We start from the raw sequence: 25,249 nt of genomic DNA, 5'->3' as shown, positions 1-25,249 counted from the left end.
GTGGGATGGACCGTTTCACGGTCGGGCCGTCCGGCCGCGCGCTGCTCGCCGACCTCGGCGTGGATCTGGCGGAGGTGCTGCAGAAGGCCGCGCTGCCGGTCGCGGTCTACGCCCACGGGACGGCCGAGCTGACCACCGCCGAGTACTACCGCTTCTGGCGAACCCTCGACGAGGTGGTCGGCGACCCGCTGCTGCCGATCCGGATCGGCGAGGCGTTCCGCGCGGAGGTGTTCGACCCGCCGCTGTTCTCGGCGTTCTGCAGCCCCAACCTCGCGGTGGCCGCGAACCGGGTCGCGACCTACAAGAAGCTGATCGGGCCGCTGCGGTTCGAGGTCGACGCGGGCGGCGGCACGCTGCGGCTCGCGATGCACTGGCCGGACGCCGGGGAGGCGCCGGCGGCCCTGGTCCTGATGGAGCTGATCTTCTGGGTCGCGCTGGCCCGGATCGCCACCCGCGCGGACGTCCGGCCCGTGCGGTTCGCCGCGCCCGTGCCCGTGACACCCAGGAACGTCTACCGGGAGTATCTCGGCACGCCCGTCGAGCACGCCGAGATCCCGGCCGTCACGTTCGCCCGGGCCGACGCCGAGCGGCCGTTCCTGACCGCCAACGACCGGATGTGGGAGTACTTCGAGCCCGGCCTCCGCCGGCGCCTGGCCGAGTTCGAGACCCCGCCGTCCACGACCGAGCTGGTCCAGCAGGCGCTGCTGCGGCTGCTGCCCGCGGGGGCGGCGACGGTCGACGCCGTCGCCGCCGAGCTCGCGGTCAGCAGCCGCACCCTGCAGCGCCGCCTGCGCCTGGAGGACGGCAGTTTCCAGGCCGTCCTGCGTACCACCCGCGAGGCGCTGGCCAGGCATTACCTGTCCACGTCACGGATGAGCGCGGGCGAGATCTCGTACCTGCTGGGGTACGACGACACCAACTCCTTCTACCGGGCCTTCCACACCTGGACCGGCCGGACGCCGGACCAGCTGCGGACTTAGACGGCCCGGGCCACCGCGATCGTGGCCGAGAGGCGCTGGCCGGCCTCGTAGAACATGTACTCCACGCCGCCGTCGGTGCCGAAGGACGGCGCCGCCGCGCGGCCGCTGTCCGGGGCGCCCGACAGCGCCGGGTGGAAGACCCCCAGGTGCACCTCGCGGTCGAAGGCGTTGCCGACCTCGGTGATGAACTGGTTGCCGCCGTTGCCGTGGTACACGACGTAGGCCGTCCCGTTGCGCTTGAGCAGGTGCGCGCCCGAGATGTCGGTCTGGCCGTCCGGGCCCGGGTAGACCAGCGGGGTCGGATCGAACTGCCAGCTCTTGGCGTCCGAGGACCAGCCCCAGAAGATCTTTCTGGTACCGCCGGTGACCCCCATGAACAGCATGACGTACTTGTTGCCGAGGCCCGTGACGGTGTGCTCGAAGACCCGCGCGTACGAGGTCTCCGTGGTGCCGGGGACCATCGAGGTGGACAGCACGACCCCGAAGTACGTGTAGTGGACGCCGTCGGTCGACCAGGCCATCCGGGTCGTGTTGTTCTCGCCGTGGAAGTAGCAGTAGAACTTGCTGTTCGAGGCGCTCCAGATCACGTGCGGGGACGAGACGTGGCTGACCGAGTAGTGCCCGGACCAGACGTTGCTGATGATCGGGTTGGCCGCGTACTCGGTGAACGGGCCGCCCAGCGAGTTGCCGTAGGCCAGGCAGATCCCGCCCGGCTTCTCGTGCGGGGCGTAGTACAGGTAGTAGCGCCCCAGCCCGCCGCTGATCTTGTCGTAGACGCCCCGGATGCAGGGGAAGATCAGCTCGCCGGTGGGGTTGTAGCGCAGCGCCGACTTGTTGAACGGCACTCCGAGGTAGCGGTAGTCGGGGAACCCGGCCGGCGCGGCGGACCCGGCCGAGGGCAGCTGAAGTGCGCCGATGGCGGTGGCGCCACCGGCCAGGGCTGCTCCCTTGAGCAGTTGGCGGCGATTCATGGATGGCAGTGTGTGACTGCCGCCGAACCCCGGTCAAGGTGCTAATACGAATTATCATCGGCAAACAGGGACTTGACGAATCGCCGCCGTTGGGGTCAGGATCTCCTCCCATCGAGTGGTAATGCGCATTAGCAGGACGGATGGCAACGTGACCGGAACACCGCGCCGGCTGACCCAGCGGGACATCGCCCGCATGACCGGGGTCAGTCAGGCGACCGTGTCGCTCGTGCTCAACGGGCGCTCGGACGGCGACGTGCGGATCGCCCCGGAGACCCGGGAGCGGGTGCTGCGCGCGATCCGCGACAGCGGCTACGTGGCCGACCCGATCGCCCGCCGGCTCGCCGCGCGGGACAACCGGATCATCGGCGTGTTCACCTACGAGCCGGTGTTCCCGGCCGGCAACAGCGACTTCTACCACCCGTTCCTGGTCGGCATCGAGGAGCGGGCCGAGGCCCTGGGCAGCGACCTGCTCCTGCTGACCAGCGCCCCGGTCGTCGACGGGCGGCGGCGGATCTTCCACGAGGGCAACCGGCTGCGGCTGGCCGACGGCTGCATCCTGCTCGGCCGCTCGCTCGACCGGGAGGAGCTGGCCCGGCTGGTCGCGGACGGGTTCCCGTTCGTCTCGGTCGGCCGCCGCGACGACGCCGGCGGGCCGGTCTCCTGGGTCGGCGCCGACTACGCCGGGGCCACGGCCGACCTGGTGCGGCGGGCCGCGGAGCTGGGGCACACCCGGCTGCTGTACATGGGGCAGGGCGAGGGCCCCGAGTCGCACGCCGACCGCAAGGCGGGCTTCGATCGCGGGGTGGCCGCGGCCGGCGTCACCGGCCTGCACCTGCCCGCCGACGACCTCGGCGCGGTGCTGGAGAGCGGCGCCACGGTGGTCTTCGCCGAGGAGCACAGCGACGGCGTGGCCCTGGCCGGCCAGGCCGGGCAGCACGGGCCGGACAGCCTGTCGATCGTCACCCTCGGCCAGCCCACCCGGCACGTCACCGACCCGACCGACACCCGCTTCACCGGCTTCGAGATCCCCCGGCGCGAGATGGGCGCCCAGGCCCTGGAGGTGCTCACCGCCCTGCTCGACGGCACGAAGACCAAGCGCCAGCGGCTCCTGCCGTGCCGGCTCATCCCCGGAACCACCCTGAAAGAAAGTGCGAAATGAGAACTGATGTCCTGGTCGTCGGCGGGGGCCTCGGAGGTGTGGCGGCCGCGCTGGCCGCGCTCCGGGCGGGGCGGCGGGTCGTGCTCACCGAGGAGTACGACTGGATCGGCGGGCAGCTCACCAGCCAGGCGGTCCCGCCGGACGAGCACACCTGGGTCGAGCGCTTCGGCGTCACGGCGAGCTACCGGGCGCTGCGCGACGGCATCCGCGACTACTACCGGCGGCACTATCCGCTGACGGCGGCCGCCCGGGCCTGGGCCGACCTCAACCCGGGGGCGGGGCACGTGAGCCGGCTCTGCCACGAGCCGCGGGTGGCGGTGGCGGTGCTGGAGGGCATGCTCATGCCGTACCGGAGCGGGGGCCGGCTTGTCGTCCTGCAGCCCTTCCGGCCGGAGGCGGCGGCCACCGACGGCGACCGGGTCACCGGCGTCACGCTGCGGCACCGGGACACGGGCGAGACCGTCGACGTCACCGCCGACTACGTGCTGGACGCGACCGAGACCGGCGAGCTGCTGCCGCTGACCGGCACCGAGTACGTCACCGGCTTCGAGTCGCAGGCCGACACCGGCGAGCCGAGCGCCCCGGCCACCGCGCAGCCCGGCAACATGCAGGCGATCTCGGTGTGCTTCGCGGTCGACCACGTCGACGGCGACCACACCATCGACCGCCCGGCCCGCTACGACTTCTGGCGCGACTACACCCCGCCGTTCTGGGGCGGCCCACTGCTGTCGTTCCGGGCCCCGAGCCCGCGCACGCTGCAGCCGACCGAGCGGGTGTTCGACCCGAACCCGGGCGACGACCCGCTCGCCGTCGACGCCGACCAGCGCCGCAACCCCGGCGACCACAACCTGTGGACGTTCCGCCGGATCGCGGCCCGCGACCTGTTCCTGCCGGGCGCCTACGACAGCGACATCTGCCTGGTCAACTGGCCGATGCTGGACTACTTCGAGCACCCGGTGATCGACGTGGCCGACCCCGCCGCGCACCTGGCGGCGGCCCGCGAGCAGGCCTTCTCGGTCCTGTACTGGCTGCAGACCGAGGCACCCCGCCCCGACGGCGGCACCGGCTTCCGCGGGCTGCGGCTGCGCGGCGACGTGACCGGCAGCGCCGACGGCCTCGCCCAGGCGCCCTACATCCGCGAGTCCCGGCGCATCCTCGCCGAGTACACCGTCGTCGAGCAGGACCTGGCCCTCGCCGTGCGCGGCGACAAGGGGGCCGTGCCCTACGAGGACTCGGTCGGCGTCGGGATGTACCGCATCGACCTGCACCCCTCCACCGGCGGCGACCACTACATCGACGTCGGCTGCAGCCCCTTCCAGATCCCGCTCGGCGCACTCGTCCCGCGCCGGATGGACAACCTCCTGCCCGCCGGCAAGAACATCGGCACCACCCACATCACCAACGGGGCCTACCGGCTCCACCCCGTCGAGTGGAACGCGGGCGAGGCGGCCGGCGCCCTGGCCGCGTTCTGCCTCGACAACGCGTGCACCCCGCGCGCGGTGCGCAACACCCCCGATCTGCTCTCCGCCTTCCAAGCCCGTCTCGACCGCGACGGCGTCGAGCGCCAATGGCCCGACGTCGCCGGCTACTAGAAGGACGCCCCCAATGAGAATTCGTACCGCGATAGCCGCCCTCTCCCTGCTCGCCCTGGCCGCCTGCGGTGACGGTGGCGGCGGCACCCCCGCCGCCGAGGACACCGGCCCCGTCGAGCTGCGCATGACGATCTGGTCGGCCAACGAGGCCCACCTGAAGCTGTTCAACGACATCGCCGCCGAGTACAAGACGGCGCACCCGAACGTGTCGGTCAAGTTCGACCCGCTGCCGTTCGAGTCGTACTCCACCACGCTCACCACCCAGATCGCCGGCGGTAACGGCCCGGACCTGGCCTGGATCCTCGAGGACTCGGCGCCGGACTTCGTCGGCTCGGGCGCGCTGGTGCCGCTGGACAAGATCGAGCAGCCGGACGACCTGGCCCCCGCCGCGACGAAGCTGTGGCAGAACTCCGGGAAGCTGTACGCGTACCCCTTCTCGACCTCGCCCTTCGGCATGTTCGTGAACACCGACCTGCTCAAGCAGGCGGGCCAGGACAACCCGGCCGACCTCGTCACCGCCGGCACCTGGACCTGGGACAAGGCCTTCGCCGAGGGCGCCGCGGTCAACGCGAAGACCGGCACCGCCGGGGTCGTGGTCCGCGACTTCGACTACAAGACCTGGAGCAACCTGTCCACGGTCTGGACCGGCTGGGGCGCGCAGGCCTGGAGCGCCGACGGCAAGACCTGCGGGTTCAACGCGCCGGAGATGGTCGACGCGATGACCGCGCTGCACAAGGCGGTCTTCACCGACAAGGCGATGCCCGGCCCGGGCGTGGCGGCCGACTTCTTCGCCGGCCAGTCGGCCATGACGATCACCCAGATCTCGCGGGCGTCGCTGCTCAAGGACGCCAAGTTCGGCTGGGACCTGGTGCCGCTGCCGTCCGGCCCGAAGGGCAAGTACTCGGTCGTCGGCCAGGCCGGCCTCGGGGTGCTCAAGAAGAGCAAGCACGCCGGCACCGCCGCGGACTTCCTGACCTTCTTCACCAACCCGGCCAACAGCGGCAAGCTCGCCGCGTACTTCCCGCCGGCCCGCAAGAGCCAGCTCAACGCCGAGACCATGGCGAAGACCAACCCGCTGCTCAAGCCCGCGCAGCTGCAGTCGGTCGTCATCGACGGGATCTCGTCCGGCGTCGTCAAGCCCAGCCACACCGGCTCGGCCGAGATCGCCCAGAACGTCCGTGCCTCGTTGGACCCGCTGTGGAAGCCCGACGCGAACGTCAAGAGCGTGCTCGACAACGTCTGCTCCGGACTGAAGCCGCTGCTCGCGAAATGAAATCCGCACACCGCGAGAACCTCGCGGGCTACCTGTTCATCCTGCCCCAGCTGATCGGCACGGTGGTCTTCGTGCTCGTCCCGCTGGTGCTGGTGGCCTGGTACAGCCTGCACGAGTGGAACGTCCTCGCCGACGAGTTCAACTTCGTCGGCGGGGACAACTACCGCCAGCTGGCCGACGACCCGAACCTGCCGAAGGTGCTCGCCGCCACCGGCCTGTTCTCCGCCGGCCTGCTGGTGCTCAACCTGAGCCTCGCCCTGCTGCTGGCCGTGCTGCTCAACCAGCGGCTGCGCGGCACGATCGTGTTCCGCACGCTGTTCTTCTCGCCGGTCGTCGTGTCCATGGTGGCGTGGACGATCGTGTGGGGGTTCCTGCTGCAGGACAACGGCGGCGTCAACGGCATCCTCGACAGCGTCGGCGTGCACGGCCCGAACTGGCTGCGCGGCGAGACCACGGCGATGATCTCGGTGATCGTCGTGCAGGTGGTCAAGAACGTCGGGCTGAACATGGTCCTGTTCCTGGCCGCGCTGCAGGGCGTGCCGGCCGGGCTGTACGAGGCGGCCCGGCTGGACGGGGCGAGCGCGTGGCGGTCGTTCCGGAGCATCACGGTACCGATGATCAGCCCGACGATCCTGCTCACGTCCATCATCACGGTGGTCGGCTCGCTGCAGGTCTTCGCCCAGATCGCGGTGCTGACCCAGGGCGGGCCGGGCACCTCCACCACGGTGCTCGTCTACTACCTCTACCAGCAGGCGTTCCAGTTCCACCACTTCGGCTACGGCGCCACCCTGTCGCTGGTGCTGTTCGCCATCGTCCTGATCCTGACCACCGTGCAGTGGCAGCTGCGCAAGCGATGGGTGTTCCATGAGTCGTAGAACCAAGCTTCTGCTGTACGGCCTGCTGTGCGTCCTCGCCCTCCCGTTCGTGTTCCCGACGTGGTGGATGGCGACGTCGTCGATCAAGCCGGTGAACGACGTGTTCAAGTTCCCGCCGTCGCTCATCCCGACCAGCGTCGACTTCTCGGCCTACAAGCAGGTGTTCGAGGCCCAGCCGTTCGCGCAGCAGTACCTCAACAGCATGTACATCGCGATCGTGTGCACCCTCGGCACGCTCGTGGTGTCCTCGCTGGCCGGGTACGCGTTCGCCCGCATCCGCTTCCGCGGCCAGAACGCGCTGTTCCTGCTGGTGCTCACCGGCCTGCTGGTGCCCAGCGAGGTGACGATCGTGCCGCTGTTCCAGATGTTCCAGCGCTGGGGCATGATCGACACCCACTGGCCGCTCATCCTGGTGCCGATCTTCGGCGCCCCGAGCGTCCTGGCCACGTTCATCATGCGGCAGTTCTTCATCACGCTGCCGCCCGAGCTCGAGGAGGCCGGGCGCATCGACGGGCTCGGCCGCTTCGGCCTGTTCCGCCGCATCGCGCTGCCCCTGGCGCGGCCGGCCCTCGGAGCGGTCTCGATCTTCACGTTCCTGCACAGCTGGAACCTGTACCTTGAACCGATCGTGTTCCTCTCCACCCCCTCGAAGTTCACCCTGCCGCAGGCGCTGACCCAGTTCGTCGACGCGTACGGCGGCCCGGCGTGGAACGTGCAGCTGTCGGCGGCGACGCTGACCGCGATCCCGGTCCTGGTCGTGTTCGTCATCGCCCAGCGCCAGTTCATCGAGGGCCTCGCCCACACCGGGCTGAAAGGCTGACGCCGCCGTGCCGCTGTCCGACCTGACCCTCGACGAATGCCGGTCCTACCGCAGCAGTTCCCCGCAGCCCGCGGACTTCGACGCGTTCTGGGGTTCGCTGTCGCCGTCCGGTGCGGCCTCGTTCGTCGAAACTTCCACAAGCCTGAAAACGCTGCGGGTGTACGACGTGAGCTTCCCCGGCCACGCCGGCCAGCCGGTGCGGGCCTGGCTCGTGCTGCCCGCCGCCGCCGAGGGACCGCTGCCGTGCGTGGTGGAGTTTCCGGGGTACAACGGCGGACGGGGACTGCCGGAGGACTGCCTGCTCTATGCGGCGGCCGGCTATGCGCACCTGTTCGTGGACGTGCGGGGGCAGGGCAGCGGCTGGCGGCGCGGCGACACCGAGGACTTTCCGCCGGAGGGGACCGGCCCGCAGTTCCCGGGGTTCATGACGCGGGGCATCCTCGACCCGGCGAAGCACTTCTACCGCCGCGTGATCGAGGACGCGGTGGCGGCCGTGCACGCGGTTCGCGGGTTCGCGGGCGTCGACCCGGCCCGGGTCGCGGTCACCGGCGTCAGCCAGGGCGGCGGCCTCGCGCTGGCCGTCGCCGGGCTGGTGCCGGACCTGGCCGCGGTGGCGGCGGACGTCCCGTTCCTGTGCGACATGCGCCGCGGCGCCGAACGGGCCTCCACCGGCCCGTACCTCGAGGTCGCCGGCTACCTCAAGGTGCACCGGGACCGTACCGGCCAGGTCTTCGACACCCTTGCCCACTTCGACGCCGTCCACTTCGCCCGGCGCGCCACCGCCCCCGCCCTGTTCAGCGTGGCCATGATGGACACCACCTGCCCCCCGTCCACGGTCTTCGGCGCCTACCACAACTACGCCGGCCCCAAGTCCATCGAGGTGTACCACTTCAACGGCCACGAGGGCGGCGAGACCGTCCAGCACGCGGCCCGGCTGCGCTTCCTGGCCGGGGTACTGCAGCCGTAGATGATGTTGGATAGCATGCGCCGGTGACCAACGGGGAAATGACTGAAAAGCGCCGCCTGCCCGGCTTCGTGATCGGGGCCGTCGTCGCCATCGGCTTCGGCACCGGCTTCATCATCGGCAACAGCGGGGGGCTGACCGCGCCCTGGCCGGTGATCCTGCGGGTGGCCGCCGTCGTGGCCGGCGTGGCGCTGCTCATCGCCACCTTCCGCGCCGGCCGCCGGGTCGGCCCCACCACCGCAGCCGCGGCCCCGTCGTCCTCCTTCATGGGCCGCGGCTACTGGCTGGTGGTGCTCGTCGAGGCGATCGCCCTCTTCGGCGGCCTGTTCGTCGTCAACGGCGTGCTGCACCGCTCGGAGGTCGCCGTGGCCTGGGTCGCCCTGGTGGTGGGCCTGCACTTCTACGGCCTCGGCCGGGTGTGGCACACGCCGCTGTACCACTGGCTGGCGACCGGCATGACCCTCCTGGCCGTCGCGGGCTTCATCCTGTACTTCGCGGGCGCCGGTGCCGCGGCGGTCTCACTCGTCGCGGGCGTCGGCTCCGGCGTCGCGCTGTACCTGGCGGTGCTCTGGCCGCTGCTGCAGTCGCGCCGCCCAGCCTAGGATCGCCCGGTTCGTCTCCTCCGGCCGCTCCTGCTGGATCCAGTGGCCGCAGTCCAGGCTGACCACCTCCACGTCCGGCACGAACTCGGCCAGCCGCTCGGCCCGCAGGACCGCGTCGCGGTCGCCGTAGATCATGAGGGCGGGCTGCCGGACGATCGGGTCCGCGGCGGCGAGCTGGTGCCAGTTGCGGTCGAGGTTGCGGTACCAGTTGATGCCGCCCGTGAAGCCGCTCGCCTCGAACGCGGCGACGAACACGGCCAGCTCGCGGTCGCTCATGACGGGCTCGCCCAGGGGCGTCCCGGCCCGGGCGAGCTCGACCATCGACATGACCGGCGGCGCGTCCCGGCGGAACAGGTTGCGCAGGAACCGGCCCGGGTCCCCGTCGAGCACGGCGTCGGCGACCCCCGGCTGCCGGTTGAACTGGACGAAGTAGAAGTCGGGGCCGAGCGCGGCCTCCATCGACTCGATCCAGGGCGCCGCGCCGCGCTCCTGGTACGGCAGGCTCAGCGCGGCCAGGCCGTTGACCCGCTTCGGGTGCAGCAGGGCCGTGGCCCAGACGACGAAGGCGCCCCAGTCGTGGCCGACGAAGGTGGCGTCCGCGTAGCCGTAGTGGTCGAGCAGCGCGACCAGGTCGCCCGTCAGGTGCTCGATGTCGTAGTCCGTCACCTCGGCCGGGCGCGACGAGTTCCCGTAGCCCCGCTGGTTCGGGACGATGACGTGGTAGCCGGCCGCGGCCAGGGCCGGCACCTGGTGGCGCCATGAGTAGGCGTGCTCCGGCCAGCCGTGGCAGAGCACGATGGGGTTGCCGGCGTGCTCCCGGCCCGCCTCGAAGACCTCGAGCTGGACACCGTTGACGCGGACGAGGGTGGGTTCGTTCATGCCGGCATCCTGCCGACCGAAACAGGCCACCCCCTGACCGGTTTGCCGTGCGAGTCTTGCCGGCGTGCGTGCCGACCGGCTGATGGCCGTCCTCCTGCTGCTGCAACAGCGCGAGCGGCTGACCGCCGCGGACGTCGCCCGGGAGCTGGAGGTGTCCGAGCGCACCGCCCGCCGCGACCTCGACGCCCTGGCGATGGCCGGCGTGCCCGTCTACTCCATCCAGGGCCGCGGCGGCGGCTGGCGCCTCGTGGGCGGCGCCCGCACCGACCTGTCCGGGCTGACCGCGGGCGAGGCCCGGGCCCTGTTCCTCGTCGCCGGCCCCGCCTCGGCGGCGACGCCGGCCGTGAAGGCGGCGCTGCGCAAGCTCGTCCGCGCCCTGCCCGAGCCGTTTCGTCTCGAGGCCGAGGCGGCCGCGTCGGCGCTGCTCGTGGACCCGCAACGGTGGGGGGTGAGCCGGGTCGAGCCCCGCCCGCAACGCTTCCTCGACGAGCTGCAAAACGCGGTGATCCGCGGCGTCCAGGTGCGGCTCGGCTACGTCGACGGCACCGGCGCCGAGACCGAGCGAACGGTGCACCCGCTCGGCATCGTCGCCAAGGGCCCGTGGTGGTACCTCGTGGCCGGCACCGCCGCCGGCCGCCGGACCTTCCGGGTCGACCGCGTGACGTCCCTCGGCCTGACCGGCGATGCCGTGCACCGGCCCGGCGACTTCGACCTCGCCGCGAGCTGGCGCGCGATCGCCGACGAGGTCGATCGCCGGCGGACGCCGCTCGAGATCCAGGCGACCTGCGCACCGGACGGGTTGGCCCGGCTCCGGATGATCCTCGGTGACCGGCTCGACATCGGCGCCGCCACGGCGGACGGCCGGATCGGGGTCGCGATCCGCGGCTACAACGAGTACGCCCTGGCCGGCGAGCTGGCCGGGCTGGTCGAATGGGTCGAGGTCACCGGCCCGCCCGGCGTGCGGGCCCAGCTGGCCGCGATCGGCCGCGCGCTCGCCGAGCGGTACGGCTGAGCCCGGTGGTCCGGTATGCCGGGAGCGCTCGGCACACCGGACCCCGGGGTGGGTCAGCTCTCGACGTTGACGATCACGCGGCCGGTGGACAGCTGGAGGTAGTCGAAGCCGTACACGTTGGCGTTGCCGACGGCGTAGGCGTCGCCCTGCTTGAAGGGGGCGCCGCCGCCGCTGACCGTCACCGGGACCTTGACCTTCTGCGTGTAGCCGGTGCACTCGGTCCGCGGGGCGTAGCCGGTGCCGGTGGTGGTCTTGTTGCCGATGGTCTGGGTGACGGAGACGTTCAGGTCGTAGTAGTCGCCGCTCGGGCAGGTGATGTTGAGTGTCACGACGGTCGCGGCGCCGTTGGCCTTGAGCTTGGCCTGCTTGACGATCTTCAGGGCCGAGGTGCCGTTGGACTCGGACTGCAGGTTGACGGCCGCGCCGGCCGGGACGGCGAAGGCGAGCACCGCGCCGAGGGCGAGCGCGCCGGCGCCGAGGTGGGACTTGCTGAGCTTCACTGTGGTACCTCCCCGTTGATGGATACTGCTGGTTCTTCGCCGCGGGGCTGGGCGGCCATACCGGTGAGCGCACCGATGAGGAGCGGTACGACCGCCAGCTCCCACAGGAAGTCGAAGGCGCTGTGCACGGCGAGCGCGGCGATGGCGGCCACCGCACCGGCCCACAGCGGGTTTCGGGCATAGCCGCGGCGCATCAGCACGGCGAGCGCGGCGATCAGGGCCAGCAGGCCCACCAGGCCGACGGCGCCGAGGTCGACGAGCCACTGCAGGTACTCGTTGTGCACCCAGCGGCTCACCACCAGGTCGCCCTTGTAGTCGAACCAGAGGTAGCGGGCCTGGCCCGGGCCGCTGCCGAGCAGCGGGTGCTCGCGGGCCGTCGCCAGGGCCGAGTGCAGCGCGCCCGAGCGGCCCCGGGAGTCGAGGGTGAACCGGCGGTCCAGCACTTTGTCCAATGTGGACCGGTCGACGAGGAGGGCGCCGAGGACCGACAGTCCCAGCGCGAACCAGGGGTGCAGCAGGGCGATGACGGCGCCCGCGGCCAGACCGGCCAGGGCGATGAGCGGCCGCGGCGACGCGGTGGCCGGGAACGAGGGCACCAGCGCGGCGGTGGCCACGGCGGCGCCGAGGGCGGCCGGGATCAGGTGCCGCAGGGCGGCGCGGCGGGGGCCGAAGACCAGGAACACGGCGGTGCCGAGCGCGAAGGCGAGGGCCCCGGCGCGGCTGAGGGTGGCGCCGAGGCCGGAGATCGTGAGGTACAGGAGCAGGCTCTGGACCTTGGAAGGCCGGGCCGTGCACAGGGCGAGCGCCAGGAGCGCGCACGCCGCCAGGATCGCCGCGGCGGCGTTGGCGTAGGTGAGCGCCGACGCGCCGCGCCACAGGGTGGACTCGACGAGGACCGACCAGCGCTCGATGCGCCACGCGACGCCGGCCCAGGCGGTGATCGCGACCAGCGCGCCGAGGCCGGTGAGCCCCGCCGCCAGGTCCGTCGCGCGGGCGCCGCGGCCCACGACGACCCCGGCGACCAGGGTCAGCAGCGCGAGGCAGATGCCGGCCGCGTCGGCCAGGCCGCCGGCGGTCACGGCCCGCAGCAGGGCCCACGCGGCGATCGCGGCCGCGGCCAGCCAGAGGGGGCGAAGCTCGAACCGGTGCCCGGCCAGGGCCAGCGCGATGAGGGCCAGGGCGGTGACCAGGATGCGGCCCGGAAGGTAGAAGCCGCCCTGGGCCACGACGCCGGCGGTGACCGCGGCCAGCAGCGCGAGGGTGGGCGGCGCCCAACCAGTCTGAACCCGTTGCAGGACAAGCGAATCCATCAGAACCACCCTCCCCGTCAGAGTGTTCGTCGCGACCGACTATAGCGATCGCGGGCGATGCGTGGCGGTGGGCTTTCTGACAGAACCTTTCGCGTTCCCGAAGCGTTGGGCGTCCGGTCACAGCTCCGGCTCGGCGGGTTCGGGTTCCTCGACCCAGCCCGCGACCAGCACCAGGCCGGTCGCGCGGTGCACGGCGAGGAACCCGAACGGCCGGTCGAAGGTCACGCTGACGAGCCTCTTCTTGTACTGGTACTGCGGCCGGAACGCCCCCGCCAGCACCATCGACAGCCCGGTGACCGCGGCCGCCTTGAACCCCGTCGCGCTGAACTCGGCCACCGCGTCCTGGCGGGCCCGATCGACGGCGAGCGGCACCGGGCTGACGCCGGAGAAGTGGCCCTCGTCGCGGTCGGTGGCCGCGGCGAGCCCGAACACCCCGGCCTGCTCGAGCAGGTCGTGGCGGCCCTCGACCCGGAACCGCACGGTGTCCACCAGGAGCTCCGGCTCGTCGTCGGCGGCCTCGATCTCCCGCACGCTGATCCCGGGGCCGTTGTCTCCCTGCGAGGCTGTGGGCAATCCGCCGATCGCCGCCGGCAGCACCTCGCTCGCCGGGCGGCCGGGCTCGCTCAGCGCCAGCACCACGTCGACGTCGTCGGCTCCGGCGACCGTGAGCAGCGTGATCGGGCCGCCCTCGGTGTCGGCCACCCGGAGCGCTTTGATGTTGCGATCGCGGCGGTGGAGCCCGTTCAGGTCCCGGCCGGCCCACGGTCCGGCCTGCGGGCATCGGGGGACGTCCCTGAAGGGCGAAGACCATGTCGTGTGTACGGCCAGTGCGCTCGCCAGCACCATCAGCGTGTCCTCGTCGACCTGGATCGGCATGGCCGGAATCGCCCCGCCGGTCTGCTCGTCGGCCCAGGCGTCGAGCACCGGCTGGTCGGTCCCCGGGTCGCCGGTCAGCGGCCCGCGCGACGCGGCCGGGACGGCGGCCACGAACGCGTCGGTGAGCGGCACGCCGGTGCGCGACCACACGGCGGTGGCCATCCGGGTGGTCGGCGACTCCGGCAGCTCCAGCGGCTCCGGGGCGACCGCGAGCAGGTCGGCGCGCACCTGCCCGTCGGCGAACGGGGCGAGGAGGGCCAGCAGGACGTACACGCCGGGGCCGGAGAGCGCGGTGTTCTTTGTATCCACTGTGGACGTCCAGCGGGCGGTCAGGGCGTTCGCGTTCGCGGTCGTCATGCCCCGCAGCCTACCCAGGCTTTGGACGGACATTTCCGCGCGATTCCCCATATGCTGGACGAATGGCAGTGGATGTGCGCCCCGCGTACGAGGCGATGCTCGCGGCCCAGGTCGCGCCGCGGCTGCGGGCGCTGGGCTTCGCGGGCGACCACCGGCGCCGCGAGGCCGATGGCGGGGCGATCGCGATCGACTTCGTCGGCGAGGGCGCCACGTTCCCGGGCCAGGTCGCGTTCGCGATCGAGGTGCGGGCCGCGACCGGGCACTGGATGGCGTACGCGCGGGAGACCGGCGCCGGCGAGCTGGCCCAGGTCTGGGGACGGGTGGCGCCGCCGGCCGGGTTCGGCTTCCACCGGGGCAGCGACGACTGGAACCTGCGCACGGCGGCGGACGCGCCGGGGTACGGCGCCGAGGTGAGCCGGCTGCTGTCCGACGTCGTCGTGCCGGGCCTGGAGCGGCACCTCGCCCTCAACGCGGCCCTGGAGCGGGCGGTCGCCGAGGGGCAGGCGGTGGCGGCCTTCGAGCCGCCGCCCGCGCTGCCCGGGATCATCAACCGGATGTCGTACCTCGGGCCGGACGACCCGTACGTGAGCTGGCTGCGCAGCGCTACGGCTTCCAGGACACGTTCGGATTGAGGTGCCCGGTCCAGTCGAACAGCGCCATGTTGTCCCACTGGTCGCCCGTACCGTTGATGTTCGCCGGGTCCCAGCCGTTGCCGGGGACGGCGTACCACGTCGGTTCCCAGTAGAAGACGCCCACGGCGCCGGCCGAGCGGGCGGTGTTCTGCACGGCGGTGAACTCGGCGCCCTGGCCCTGCCACGTCGCCGGATAGCCGGAGCACGGGGCGGAGCCGCCGATCGCGTTGGGCTCGGAGTCCGCGTTGGCCGCCGTGAACGGGTACGCGGTCTCGGCCAGGATGACGGGCTTGCCGTACCGGGTGCGCACGTCGTTGATGACGCTCGACAGGTTCGCGAGCGTGCCGTGCCACATGCAGTAGTACGACAGGCCGGTGATGTCCCAGGTGACGCCCTTGGCCCGGATGCCGTCGTAGAACCAGCGGGCGTGCGCGTCGCTGTCGGCGTCGGCGGTGTGGATGATGACACTGGTGCCGCTGTTGCAGGCCTTGGTCGCGGTGTAGCCGGACTTCAGCAGCAGGCTCAGGTTCGTGAAGTCGTTGTTGACGACCTTGCCGTCGTTCCACAGCATGCCGACGTTGATCTCGTTGCCGATCTGCACGCTGTCGGGCGTGGTGCCCTGGTTCTTGAGGGCGGTGCAGACCGAGAGCGTGTAGTTGTAGACGTCGGTCTGCAGCTGGCCGATGCCGTGCGAGGCCCACGCGGCCGGCTTGTACTGCTTGCCCGGGTCGGCCCAGGTGTCGGAGTAGTGGAAGTCGATCATCAGCTGCAGGCCCTTGGCCTTGGCCGCGCGGGCCTGGACGAGGACCTTGGCGAGGTTGTTGTAGCCGCTCGCCGGGTTGTTCCAGACGCGCAGGCGCACGTAGTTGACGCCGGCGCCCTTGAGGATGTCGAGGGGGTCGGCGGCGGTGCCGGAGGCGTTGTAGTACCGCGCGCCGAGGTCCAGGCTGCGCTGCAGCGACGACACGTCGGCCCCGCGCATGCCGATGGTCGCCGCATCGGCCGGCGCGACGGCGGTGAGGGCGATGGCGGCGCCGAGCGCGACGGCGGCCAGGTAGGCGGTTCTTCGCACTGGAGCGCTCCTCTGGTCCGGAGGGGTGTGAGCGCTCACAGTCTCCGAGAGGGATCGCAGGGCGTCAATGTTTTCACGGCCGTTGCAAGCCCAGCTGGGCGAGCCACTCGTCGACCGGGTGGCCCATGTCCTCGGCCCGGTCCAGCCACTCGGCCGCCCGGCGCTCGTCGCGGGGCACCTCGCCGCCCATGAGGTGCATGACGCCGAGCGTGGCCGCGGCGCGCGCGTTGCCGGCCTGGGCCGCGCGCTCGTAGTACGACAGGGCGAGGGCGGGGTCCAGGGCGGCGCCGTTGCCGGTCGCGTGCGCGGCGCCCATGTTGTACAGCGCGCGCGGCTGGCCGAGCTCCGCGGCGGCGCGCAGCCAGCGGGCCGCCTCCGCGTCGTCGCGCTCCACGCCGGTGCCGGTGGAGAACAGCACGTACAGCTCGAAGGCGGCGTCGGCGTCGCCCTGCCCGGCCGCGCGCAGGTGGTGCTCGATCGCGCCGCCCGGGTTGCCGAGCCACTGCTGCAGCAGGCCGTACTGGTAGCCCGCGGCCGGGTCCTGCCGGGCGTGCGGGCGCAGCAGGGCGCGGGCCGCCTCCTGGGCCGGGACCGACGCCTCGCGGCAGCACTGCGCGAACAGCAGTGCGCCGTCGCGGTCGCCGAGCGCGGCGGACTCGGCGAAGCTGCGCAGCGCCCGGCCGCGGGGGTGGTCGGCGGGGTCGTCGAAGGGCAGCTGCGGCGACCACGGCGCCGGGGGCAGGCGGTCGCCGTCGGTGCCCAGATAGGCCAGGCCCAGCTCGCGCCAGGCGCGGGCGGAGCCGGCCCGGCCCGCCGCACTCAGGCCGGCGACCAGGGTGTCGGTGGCGGAGAGGGGGAGCAGGCCGATCATCAGGTCGCCGCGGTTGATGCGCTGGGCGAGCTCCACGTAGTCATCCTCGGTCACGTTCCGATTTTGTCGTACGCGGTTGGATCTCGCGGCGCGGATTTTTGTCGTACCCCTTCACTAGGCTGCTGGCATGGTCGATGAGCGCTTCGAAACCCCCGCCGAGTACCACGCCGCGATCGAGCGGATCCGGGACGCCGCGGCCGCGTACTACAGCGGGCCCGACCTCGCCATGGACGACGCGGACTACGACGTGCTCATGCGGCGGGTCGCGGCCACGGAGGCGGCCCACCCGGAGTGGAAGCCCGAGGACTCCCCGACCGAGGTCGTCGCGGCCGGCGAGGGCGTGGTCGGCGACGTCGTGCACAGCGAGCCGATGCTCAGCCTCGACAACGTCTTCGACGAGGAGACGCTGCGCCGGTGGGCGGCCCGCCTCGACAAGCTGCTCGGCCGCCCGGCGGCCGGCTACACCGTCGAGCCGAAGATCGACGGGCTGGCCATCGCCGCCCGCTACGAGTCCGGCCGGCTCGTGCAGGTGGCCACCCGCGGCGACGGGCGGGCCGGCGAGGACGTCACCGGCCAGGCCCGGCGGGCGGCGGGCCTGCCCGAGAAGCTCACCGACCCGGTGACGATCGAGGTGCGCGGCGAGGTCTTCATGACCGAGGCCGACTTCGAGATCGCCAACGGCATGCGCACCGCCGCCGGCGAGCCGCCGTTCGCCCACCCGCGCAGCGCCGCGGCGGGCACGCTGCGGGCGCAGGACCGCACGTACGACGCCCCGATGTCCTTCCTCGCCTACGGCGTGCGCGGGCTGGGCGACGGCCCGCACTCGGCCGCGATGGCGGAGCTCAACCGGCTCGGCGTCGCCTCCACCGCCGGGACGCCGGTCTGCGCGACGATCGAGGAGATCCTGGTCGCGGTCAAGGAGCTCAACGAGCACCGGGCCACCCTCGGCTACGGCATCGACGGCGCCGTCATCAAGGCCGACCAGCCCGCCGACCGCGACCAGGCCGGTTCGTCGAGCCGGGCGCCGCGGTGGGGGATCGCGTACAAGTTCCCGCCGGACACCCGGACCACCCGGCTGAAGGCGATCGAGGTGCAGATCGGGCGTACCGGCGTCATCACCCCGGTGGCCGTGCTCGAGCCGGTCCAGATCAGCGGCGTCATCGTCACCTCGGCCACCCTGCACAACTTCGACGACCTGGTGCGCCGCAACGTCCGCCCCGGCGACACGGTCTTCGTCCGCCGCGCCGGCGACGTCATCCCCGAGATCACCGGGGCCAAGCTCGACGAGCGCCCGGCCGACGCCGAGCCGTTCGAACCGCCGGTCACCTGCCCCCGCTGCGGCGGCGAGATCGACCGCACCCAGAAGCGCTGGCGCTGCACCACCGGCCGGGCCTGCGGCGCGCGGGAGGCCCTGTCGTACTACGCGAGCCGCGACTGCATGGACATCGAGGGCCTCGGCGGAAAGATCATCGACATGCTCATCGACGCCGGGCGCGTGACGGACCCGGCCGACCTCTACGACCTGGACGCCCCGACGCTCATGACCTTCGAGCGGATGGGCGAGGTGTCGGCGGCCAAGCTCGTCAACGCCATCCAGGCCTCCAAGGCGCAGCCGCTGGGCCGGGTGCTGACCGGCCTCGGCGTGCGGATGACCGGCCGCTCGATGTCCCGCCGGCTGGCCGCGCACTTCGGCTCGATGGAGGCGCTGGTGGCCGCGACGCCGCTGGACCTGCAGGAGGTCGAGGCGGTCGGCCCGGAGCGGGCGGTGACGATCGCGGCGGAGCTGGCCGAGCTGCGGCCGGTGATCGAACGGCTGGCCGCGCGCGGGGTCAACATGGCGGAGCCCGGGTTCCGGCCGCGGGCGGCTGCCGGCGCCCCTTCTGCGGACGCGGCCGGGGGCGCGGCTGACGACGGGGTGCGGCTGCCGCTGCAGAAGGAGGACGGGTCGCCGATGACCGTGGTGGTGACCGGGTCCGTGCCCGGGTTGACGCGCAACGAGGGGAACGAGGCGGTGGAGCGGCTGGGCGGGCGGTCGTCGGGCTCGGTGTCGAAGAAGACCGACCTCGTCGTCGTGGGGGAGGGCGCGGGCTCGAAGGCGGCCAAGGCGGAGGAGCTCGGCATCGAGATCATGCCGGCCGAGACGTTCGCCGAGCTGCTGGCTTCGCTGGGCGCCTGACCTGCGGCGCGGGCTGGGCGCCTGACCTGCGGCGCGCGCTGGGCGCGCCTGACTTGCGGCGCGCGCTGGGCGCGGTTCAGGTGTTTGACCTGGGGCGTTGTCGCTCGCGGGGAATCTCTCTACACTGTAGAGGGTTTTCGAGTCGCGGGAGGTCAGCAGTGCGGGTCAGTGCGTCGGCGGTGTCGTTGAACGTGCGGGACGTGGCCGGGTCCAGCCGGTTTCTGCAGGAGCATTTCGGGTTTCGGGAGGAGCTGGCGGCCGACGGGTTCGCCTCGCTGGCCCGGGACGATGTGGGGCTGAACGTCGTCTTCCTGCGGTGCGGGCTCGCGACGCTCCCGGTGGAGCAGCGGGACGTGCATGCCGCGGGGATGATCCTCGCGTTCGTGGTCGACGACCTCGAAGGGGAGCTGGCGCGGCTGGAGGGGGCGGGGGTGGCGATCACCATGCCGCTCACGACCGAGGAGTGGGGGGAGCGGGCCTTCCAGGTGCGCGACCCCAACGGCGTGATCGTGCAGCTCGTCGACTGGAACGGCTGACCTGGGGGGAGCCCGGGGCGGCCCGGGCTCCCCGGCCGTCAGCGGGTGATCTTCCAGACCCAGACGTCGGCGACGTGCTTGCCCGGGCCGAAGAGCTGGTCGGCGGTCTGGCGGACGGCCTCGCTGTTGGCGTGCTGGTCGGGCAGGACGAGGGCGTCGGCCTGCCAGTACGCGAGGTCGACCTTGGCCTGGGCGACCTGGTCGGGCGTGACCTGCGGGACGGTGCCGTCGCCGGCCACGGCGTTGATCAGCTCCATGGTGGGGCGGACCTTGGCGTTGAACACGGCGGACTTCTCCGGGTCGTCCTCGTTCGGGATGAGGAAGTAGCCGCCGGCCACGCGGAACTCCAGGTTGTTCTCGGTGCCCCAGCGCATCGCGTCGAGGCCCTCCCACCAGCCCAGCGGCAGGGCCACCACCACGCCGTTCTCCGGGATCTCCGCACGCCAGCTGCCGGTGGCGAAGAAGGCCGGGATCGCCGAGCGCTCGGAGGCCGGCTGCGGGGTCGGGATCAGCGGGACCAGGGCGACGATCAGCGCCACGGCCCACAGCCAGCGGGAGGCCCGGGTCGTCTCCTCGGGGTCCGGGCGGCGGATGTCCGTCTTGACGTCGACCGCGCCTTCGGGCGAATCCGGCATCGCGGACTCCTCGGCGACCAGGACGCCGGCCGGGACCTTCGCGCGGCCGCCGCCGGTGCCGCCGTCGGGGGTGTCGGCCGTTTCGGTGGAATCGTCTGGCGTGTCGGTGGGGTGGGGGCTGCCGGCGGTACCGGCGGATCCGTCCGATTCGGTGGACTTCGCCGGGTCGAGGGCCTTCGCCCCCATGACGTGGCGGTCGACGAGCATGGCCAGCAGCACGCCGATGAGCGGGGCCAGCACCAGGCCCAGCCGGGTCGGCACGACGGAGTCGAACAGCGGCAGCTCGTGGACCCACTTCCAGGGGCCGTGCCAGCTGGTCTCGTGGCCCTTGTACTTGATCGTCGTGCCGAGCGAGAGCACCGCGAACAGCGCCGCGGTGATGACCAGGGCACGGGCCGCGCGGTGCCGCCAAAGGGCCACGGTGGTGGCGAGCATCAGGCCGATCATGGGCCAGCCGAAGAACGTGTTCTCCTCCGTCGGGCCGCCCATTTTGTCGATCGTCGACAGATCGTCGGGAGCGAGAATCGAACGGCGGCTGAACTCCTTGAACGACGCGAGATCGCTGCTGAAACCGTGCACGAAATCGGGCAGGCCGTGGTACGCCTGCGGGCCGAAGAACTGGTGGTACAGCGGCACGGCGAGCAGGGCGCCGGCCGCGACGCCGCCGACGAGCAGGGCGGGCAGGGCCGAGCGGCCGGCCGGCAGGTACTCCCGCGGGCGCAGGTAGGCGACCAGGAACACGAACAGCGCCACGGCCGTGAGGAACAGGACTTCCTCGTTGATGAAGCACTGGTACAGCACCACGGCGCCCAGCACCAGGCCGCGCCGCCAGACCGGGCCGGGCTCGCGCAGCCGCAGGACATTCCAGACGATGAACGGGATCAGGAACTGCCCGGCGATGTTCGGGTGCGCAGTGCTCTGCGAGATCATCGACGGGGCGAAGCCGCAGAACAGGCCACCCACATACGCGGCCGTTCGGGATGTGACAACATGCCGGGAAAGAATGAAATACCACGCGGCCGCGGTGCCGGCGAGGGCGATGGTGTCCATGAGCACCAACGTGACGCCCGCACCGAACAGTAACGTGATCGGAGCCAACGGTAATGCGAGTCCGAGAACGGAAGTGTTGGCCATGAGATTGACGCCGGCTGGCGCATTGAGTTGATCGGTGAAGAACGGGTTGTCACCGTGAGTGAAGAGGCGTGCCGCATGCGTCAGCACCCACTCGAAGAAGATCTGATCCTGACCGTTGTCGGCGAACATCCGGCCTTGTGGATCGGCCCACAGGTGCTGGAGCACCAGGATGGCGCACGCGACATAAGTGAGCAGCGCGAGCGCCGCGGCCCGGACCCCGTGGGTCTTCTCCCCGAATTTCACGGTGACACCATAGTTGCCGCTCGAAGTGCGCCGCAGGGGCTGGCGGGGGACTATCAACGCCGATACACTACGCCAGTTCTGCCAGACATGATCAGTATTCACGTAGGGGTGCAGAGTGCCGAATCCGGACGCGGCAATCCTCGGAGACCAGGCCATCCAGTCGGAGGTGCTCGAGGGTCTGGCGATGGCGAAGAACCATCGCAAGTGGTTCGTGGCGTTCGCGACGCCTTACCTCGGCGACCACCCGATCGAGGTGTCCGCCGGTCTCGGTGACTACGCCGCGGAGTGGCTCGAGCACACCGAGAAGATGACGCTGACCGAGGCGGAGCACAGCCGCATCGTGGCGCTCAAGGAGCGGTTCTCCGACCACGCGGGCGTCTCCGTGCGCGAGCTGCTGCTGCCGAGCGACGTGAGCGCGGACCACAGCGCCGCGATCTCGTACAACGTGCTCGAGCACATCGACGACGACATCGGCGGCCTGCGCACCATGCGCTCGCTGGTCCGCCCGGGCGGCTACGTCATCAACGTGGTGCCGGCCTTCCCGTTCGCGATGGGCCCGGCCGACATCGCCACCGGCCACGTGCGCCGCTACACGAAGAAGACGATGCGCGCGGCCATGGACGCCGCGAACCTCGAGGTCGTGAAGCTGCACTACGCGAACTCGCTGGGCCTCATCGGGTACTACGTGTCGACCTGCCTCCTCAAGCAGATGCCCGGCCCCGGCCCGATGGTCAAGTTCTACGACACGACGGTCGCGCCGCTGACCCGGTTCATGGAGCGCGGCTTCCGCCCGCCCTTCGGCCAGTCGGTCATCGCGATCGGCCGGCGGCCGCTCAACGGCTGATCGCTTTCGCGCTCGCATCGCCCCGGGGTTTCCGACCCCGGGGCGATTCGCGTTTCGGCGCGCGTTGTTCCTCGCCATGACCGGGCCATCGGCGCCGCCGCCGATGGCGAACTCGCTGTGGCGGAAGCTCGCACTTCCCGGCATTTCCGAAATGTCCGAAATAGCATCACGAATACCGCGATGCAACACGGGGAGCGGTGCCGGACATGAACAGGTGTGAGCACCCAGTTGCAGCCCTCCGACCGTGAGCTCTGGGCGTCGTGCCGGGAGGGCGACGGCGACGCCTTCGGGCGGCTCTTCGACCGGCACGCCCGGGCCGTCTACAACCATGCCTTCCGCCTGACCGGCTCCTGGGCCGCGGCCGAGGACGTCACCCAGGCCACCTTCCTGGTCGCCTGGCGCCGCCGTGGCGAGGTCGAACCGGCCGGCGGCGCGGTGCTGCCCTGGCTGCTCGTCGTGGCCGGCAACACCGCCCGCGGCGAGGGGCGGGCCCTGCGCCGCCGCCTTGCCCTGCTGCACCGGGTACCGCCCCCACCCGACGAGGCCGACCCCGCCGACGAGGTCGCGGCCCGGCTCGACGACGAGCACCGGATGCGCGCCATCCTGCGCCAGGTCCGCCGCCTGCCCCGGGCCCAGCGCGAGGCGGTCGCGCTCTGCCTGTGGTCCGGGCTGTCCTATGTGGACGCCGCGGCGGCCGTCGGGGTCGCCCCGGCCACGATGCGCTCCCGGGTGAGCCGCGCCCGGGCCCGGCTCGGCACCCTGCTGCAGGAGGAGGAAGCATGAACCCGCCCGCCGAACGAGACCTGCCCGTCGCGACCGCCACCCGCATGCGCGCCGACCTCGTGGCCGCGACCCGTCCTGCTCTCCCGGCCCCGTACCGGTGGCGCTGGGTGGTGGCCGCGGCCGCCGCGGTCGTGCTGGTGCTGCTGCTCCCCGCGCTCATCTGGGGCGGCCGGGCCCACGGTCCCGCGGTCATCGCGATGGGGCCGGACGAGCCGCTGCCGCAGCTGCAGGAGGCGACCGCGGCGTGCCTGGACTGGAACCGCAGCCACTACCAGCCGCTGCCGGTGGACCCGCCCGACCTGGCCGTCGCCGGGTCGGACGGCGAGCGGGCGTTCCTGTTGTACATCAACCACACCGGCTACCTCTCCTGCTCCTTCGACCGCGTCGACGACCCCGGCCGGGGCGGCGGCTTCGACACCCAGGGCTTCATCGACCCGACGACCGTGCCGGGCCCGGTCGAGCGCCTGCTGGGCGGCTCGACGGAGGTCGACGGCGGCACGGTGACGCTCGCGGGCCGGGTCTCGGACCGCGTCGTCAGGCTCGTCCTGGAACACGGCGACGGCCGCACGACGGCGGCCCGCATCGAGCACGGCGCCTTCGGCCTGATCGCCGACGGCGTCCACCGCAACGCCGAACTGGTCGCCTACGACGCCGGCGGCGCCGAGATCTACCGCGCCGCCTGGGACGCCGCCCGCCCGGACTACCGGCCCGAGTGCCGGACCGTGCCGAAGTCGCCGTCCTGCCCGCCGCCGGAACCCTGGAGGCGGTGAGCCGTGGCCGATGCGCCGCCGGCCAGGACTGCCGGCCCGAGTGCCGGACCGTGCCGAAGTCGCCGTCCTGCCCGGCGCCGGAACGCTGGAGGCGGTGAGCCGTGGCCTACGCGGCGGCCGGCCGCCAGCCGAGGGCCGGGCCCAGGTGGGTGGCGATGTCGGTCAGGATCTGCACGTAGTCCTCGTGCTCGAAGGTGAACGGCAGCGCGAACGCCACCTCGTCGATCTCCCGGAACGCGGCGTGCGCGTGCAACCGCTCGGCGATCTCCGCCGCCGGCCCCACCAGGTCCGGCGCGAACATCATCCGCGCCGGGCCCTGCGGCTTGAACGTGCGCGGCGTGCGCTGCTCGGCGTACGCCGCGTACTTCTCCCGCTGCGCCGGCGTCGCGCTGTCGGTGGGGATGACGACCAGGCCCTGCGACACGCGGGCCTGCGCGCCGTCGGGGTGGGCGGCGCGGAAGGCCCGTACCTGGGCCAGCTGAATGGCCGCGAAGTCCGGGGCCGCGTCGTGCGGGTCCTCGGCCTTCACCACGCTGCTGGTGAGCAGGTTCATCCCGTGCGCGCCGGCCCACTGGCAGGAGCGGAGACTGCCGCCGCCGTACCACATGCGCCCCCGCAACCCCGGCGAGTGCGGCTCGACGCGGTTCGAGAAGACCTCGAAGCCCTCGGCGCCGGAGAAGTCGCTGGCCGGCTCCCCGCCGACGAGGGACAGCAGCCGCTCCACCCGCGTGTACGTGAAGTCCTCGGCGTCGGCCGTGTCCGGGTACAGGGCGCGCTGCACGTGCTCCCACTGCAGCGGCGGCCCGACGCTCAGGCCGGGGTTGAGCCGCCCGCCGGACAGCAGGTCCACGGTCGCCAGGTCCTCGGCCAGCCGCAGCGGGTTCTCCCACCCCAGCGGCGTGACCGCGGTCCCCAGCTCGATCCGCGAGGTGCGCTGCGAGGCGGCGGCGATCACGGTGAGGGGCGAGCTGATCCCGTACTGCAGATGGCGATGCCGCAGCCACGCACTGTCGAACCCGAGCCGCTCGCCGAGCGCGATCACCTCCAGCGTCGACTCGTGCCCGGCCGCCGGGTCGGCGGGGTCGAACAGGCCGATGGTGAGAAAGCCCAGCTTGCGCAGGGGCTGACCGGCTTCGGGCATCGCGCGCTCCTCGAGTGTTTCATGTGGACGGTGCCGGGGGTATGCATCGACCAGTCCGAACCCCCACCCCGGAGGCTGTCATGTCGGCTCAGGCCGTGCTCTACCTCATCGCCATCATCCTGCTCGTCGTGGCCGCGCTGCCCGTTCCGGTGCGTGGCGTGAATCTCGCGTGTCTCGCCGCCGCGTGCGCGCTGCTCGCCTTCGCCTGGCCCACGATCACCGCCTGACCCGCCCGGCGGGGT

25 protein-coding genes are annotated in these 25,249 nt (G+C 72.1%); 16 read left to right on the top strand and 9 right to left on the bottom strand.

From position 1 onward, the window contains the following. The first annotated feature begins 5 nt into the window (after positions 1-5). Positions 6-980, top strand: coding sequence for an AraC family transcriptional regulator ligand-binding domain-containing protein (locus ACQPZ4_RS33870; RefSeq protein WP_433044763.1), 975 nt, complete (start codon positions 6-8; stop codon positions 978-980). On the opposite strand, the gene ACQPZ4_RS33865 is transcribed toward ACQPZ4_RS33870, so the two are convergent. After that, positions 977-1,951: a twin-arginine translocation signal domain-containing protein gene (locus ACQPZ4_RS33865; protein ID WP_433044760.1), complete on the bottom strand. Its 975-nt coding sequence runs from the start codon at positions 1,949-1,951 to the stop codon at positions 977-979. The two genes, ACQPZ4_RS33870 and ACQPZ4_RS33865, sit on opposite strands and share 4 nt — an antisense overlap. Positions 1,952-2,099: 148 nt before the next feature. Between ACQPZ4_RS33865 and ACQPZ4_RS33860 the strand changes: the two genes are divergently transcribed. Genes ACQPZ4_RS33860 through ACQPZ4_RS33830 form a run of 7 tightly spaced genes read left to right on the top strand, consistent with a single transcriptional unit; the run spans position 2,100 to position 9,236 of the window. After that, on the top strand, positions 2,100-3,110 hold the full coding sequence (locus ACQPZ4_RS33860) for a LacI family DNA-binding transcriptional regulator (protein WP_433044757.1): 1,011 nt from the start codon (positions 2,100-2,102) through the stop codon (positions 3,108-3,110). Next, positions 3,107-4,702: an FAD-dependent oxidoreductase gene (locus ACQPZ4_RS33855; protein WP_433044754.1), complete on the top strand. Its 1,596-nt coding sequence runs from the start codon at positions 3,107-3,109 to the stop codon at positions 4,700-4,702. The genes ACQPZ4_RS33860 and ACQPZ4_RS33855 overlap by 4 nt, the downstream gene beginning before the upstream one ends. 13 nt (positions 4,703-4,715) lie before the next feature. After that, positions 4,716-5,975, top strand: a complete 1,260-nt coding sequence (locus ACQPZ4_RS33850) for an ABC transporter substrate-binding protein (RefSeq protein WP_433044752.1) — start codon at positions 4,716-4,718, stop codon at positions 5,973-5,975. Then, a complete protein-coding gene (locus ACQPZ4_RS33845) occupies positions 5,972-6,850 on the top strand; it encodes a carbohydrate ABC transporter permease (protein ID WP_433044749.1) in 879 nt (292 codons plus the stop codon). The genes ACQPZ4_RS33850 and ACQPZ4_RS33845 overlap by 4 nt, the downstream gene beginning before the upstream one ends. Continuing rightward, a complete protein-coding gene (locus ACQPZ4_RS33840) occupies positions 6,840-7,670 on the top strand; it encodes a carbohydrate ABC transporter permease (protein WP_433044746.1) in 831 nt (276 codons plus the stop codon). The genes ACQPZ4_RS33845 and ACQPZ4_RS33840 overlap by 11 nt, the downstream gene beginning before the upstream one ends. Before the next feature lie 7 nt (positions 7,671-7,677). Further along, complete coding sequence (locus tag ACQPZ4_RS33835; protein ID WP_433044743.1) at positions 7,678-8,637, top strand: acetylxylan esterase; 960 nt, start codon at positions 7,678-7,680, stop codon at positions 8,635-8,637. 23 nt (positions 8,638-8,660) lie between these two features. Further along, positions 8,661-9,236, top strand: a complete 576-nt coding sequence (locus tag ACQPZ4_RS33830) for a hypothetical protein (protein ID WP_433044741.1) — start codon at positions 8,661-8,663, stop codon at positions 9,234-9,236. On the opposite strand, the gene ACQPZ4_RS33825 is transcribed toward ACQPZ4_RS33830, so the two are convergent. Then, entirely contained in the window at positions 9,153-10,115 is a 963-nt protein-coding gene (locus ACQPZ4_RS33825) for an alpha/beta fold hydrolase (RefSeq protein ID WP_433044739.1), read from the bottom strand. The genes ACQPZ4_RS33830 and ACQPZ4_RS33825 overlap by 84 nt on opposite strands. 64 nt (positions 10,116-10,179) lie before the next feature. Between ACQPZ4_RS33825 and ACQPZ4_RS33820 the strand changes: the two genes are divergently transcribed. Beyond that, positions 10,180-11,127 (top strand): helix-turn-helix transcriptional regulator, encoded by a 948-nt coding sequence (locus ACQPZ4_RS33820; protein WP_433044736.1) that lies wholly within the window; start codon positions 10,180-10,182, stop codon positions 11,125-11,127. 53 nt (positions 11,128-11,180) lie between these two features. Here the strand turns inward: ACQPZ4_RS33820 and ACQPZ4_RS33815 are convergent, their stop codons facing one another. From ACQPZ4_RS33815 to ACQPZ4_RS33805, 3 genes are all read right to left on the bottom strand, one after another. Next, entirely contained in the window at positions 11,181-11,627 is a 447-nt protein-coding gene (locus ACQPZ4_RS33815; RefSeq protein WP_433044733.1) for a hypothetical protein, read from the bottom strand. Beyond that, entirely contained in the window at positions 11,624-12,937 is a 1,314-nt protein-coding gene (locus ACQPZ4_RS33810) for an O-antigen ligase family protein (RefSeq protein ID WP_433044730.1), read from the bottom strand. Before ACQPZ4_RS33810 ends, ACQPZ4_RS33815 begins: the two co-directional genes overlap by 4 nt. A gap of 117 nt (positions 12,938-13,054) precedes the next feature. Continuing rightward, positions 13,055-14,170, bottom strand: a complete 1,116-nt coding sequence (locus ACQPZ4_RS33805) for a serpin family protein (RefSeq protein WP_433044727.1) — start codon at positions 14,168-14,170, stop codon at positions 13,055-13,057. Between the two features lie 62 nt (positions 14,171-14,232). Here ACQPZ4_RS33805 and ACQPZ4_RS33800 point away from each other — a divergent pair, with 62 nt between their 5' ends. Then, entirely contained in the window at positions 14,233-14,802 is a 570-nt protein-coding gene (locus ACQPZ4_RS33800; protein WP_433044725.1) for a hypothetical protein, read from the top strand. Here the strand turns inward: ACQPZ4_RS33800 and ACQPZ4_RS33795 are convergent. Both ACQPZ4_RS33795 and ACQPZ4_RS33790 read right to left on the bottom strand, forming a co-directional pair. Next, complete coding sequence (locus ACQPZ4_RS33795; protein ID WP_433044722.1) at positions 14,774-15,874, bottom strand: glycoside hydrolase family 53 protein; 1,101 nt, start codon at positions 15,872-15,874, stop codon at positions 14,774-14,776. The two genes, ACQPZ4_RS33800 and ACQPZ4_RS33795, sit on opposite strands and share 29 nt — an antisense overlap. Positions 15,875-15,947: 73 nt before the next feature. Beyond that, positions 15,948-16,799, bottom strand: a complete 852-nt coding sequence (locus ACQPZ4_RS33790; protein WP_433044719.1) for a tetratricopeptide repeat protein — start codon at positions 16,797-16,799, stop codon at positions 15,948-15,950. Positions 16,800-16,872: 73 nt separating this feature from the next. Between ACQPZ4_RS33790 and ligA the strand changes: the two genes are divergently transcribed. Together ligA and ACQPZ4_RS33780 are read left to right on the top strand one after the other, a co-directional pair. Next, positions 16,873-18,921 (top strand): NAD-dependent DNA ligase LigA, encoded by a 2,049-nt coding sequence (gene ligA / locus ACQPZ4_RS33785; protein WP_433044716.1) that lies wholly within the window; start codon positions 16,873-16,875, stop codon positions 18,919-18,921. A gap of 158 nt (positions 18,922-19,079) precedes the next feature. Beyond that, positions 19,080-19,457, top strand: coding sequence for a VOC family protein (locus tag ACQPZ4_RS33780; RefSeq protein ID WP_433044713.1), 378 nt, complete (start codon positions 19,080-19,082; stop codon positions 19,455-19,457). 38 nt (positions 19,458-19,495) lie between these two features. Here ACQPZ4_RS33780 and ACQPZ4_RS33775 read toward each other — a convergent pair whose 3' ends face one another. Next, positions 19,496-21,469 (bottom strand): DUF6541 family protein, encoded by a 1,974-nt coding sequence (locus ACQPZ4_RS33775; protein WP_433044711.1) that lies wholly within the window; start codon positions 21,467-21,469, stop codon positions 19,496-19,498. Between the two features lie 184 nt (positions 21,470-21,653). Here ACQPZ4_RS33775 and ACQPZ4_RS33770 point away from each other — a divergent pair, with 184 nt between their 5' ends. From ACQPZ4_RS33770 to ACQPZ4_RS33760, 3 genes are all read left to right on the top strand, one after another. Then, positions 21,654-22,313, top strand: coding sequence for a methyltransferase domain-containing protein (locus tag ACQPZ4_RS33770; RefSeq protein WP_433044709.1), 660 nt, complete (start codon positions 21,654-21,656; stop codon positions 22,311-22,313). 216 nt (positions 22,314-22,529) lie between these two features. After that, entirely contained in the window at positions 22,530-23,096 is a 567-nt protein-coding gene (locus ACQPZ4_RS33765; RefSeq protein WP_433044706.1) for an RNA polymerase sigma factor, read from the top strand. Further along, the gene (locus ACQPZ4_RS33760) at positions 23,093-23,866 is read left to right on the top strand and encodes a hypothetical protein (RefSeq protein ID WP_433044703.1); all 774 of its coding nucleotides are present in this window, start codon (positions 23,093-23,095) and stop codon (positions 23,864-23,866) included. Before ACQPZ4_RS33765 ends, ACQPZ4_RS33760 begins: the two co-directional genes overlap by 4 nt. Before the next feature lie 106 nt (positions 23,867-23,972). On the opposite strand, the gene ACQPZ4_RS33755 is transcribed toward ACQPZ4_RS33760, so the two are convergent. After that, positions 23,973-25,007, bottom strand: a complete 1,035-nt coding sequence (locus ACQPZ4_RS33755) for an LLM class flavin-dependent oxidoreductase (protein ID WP_433044701.1) — start codon at positions 25,005-25,007, stop codon at positions 23,973-23,975. An 80-nt stretch (positions 25,008-25,087) separates the two neighbouring features. On the opposite strand from ACQPZ4_RS33755, the gene ACQPZ4_RS33750 reads away from it, so the two are divergent. Next, positions 25,088-25,234: a hypothetical protein gene (locus tag ACQPZ4_RS33750; RefSeq protein ID WP_433044698.1), complete on the top strand. Its 147-nt coding sequence runs from the start codon at positions 25,088-25,090 to the stop codon at positions 25,232-25,234. The last annotated feature ends 15 nt before the right edge of the window (positions 25,235-25,249 follow it).

It is taken from the genome of Dactylosporangium sp. CS-033363 (genome assembly GCF_050942475.1).
In the GTDB taxonomy this organism is placed as follows: Bacteria; Actinomycetota; Actinomycetes; order Mycobacteriales; family Micromonosporaceae; genus Dactylosporangium.
The sequence above is the reverse complement of the archived record's forward strand: the minus strand, read 5'-3'. Positions and strand labels throughout refer to the sequence as shown.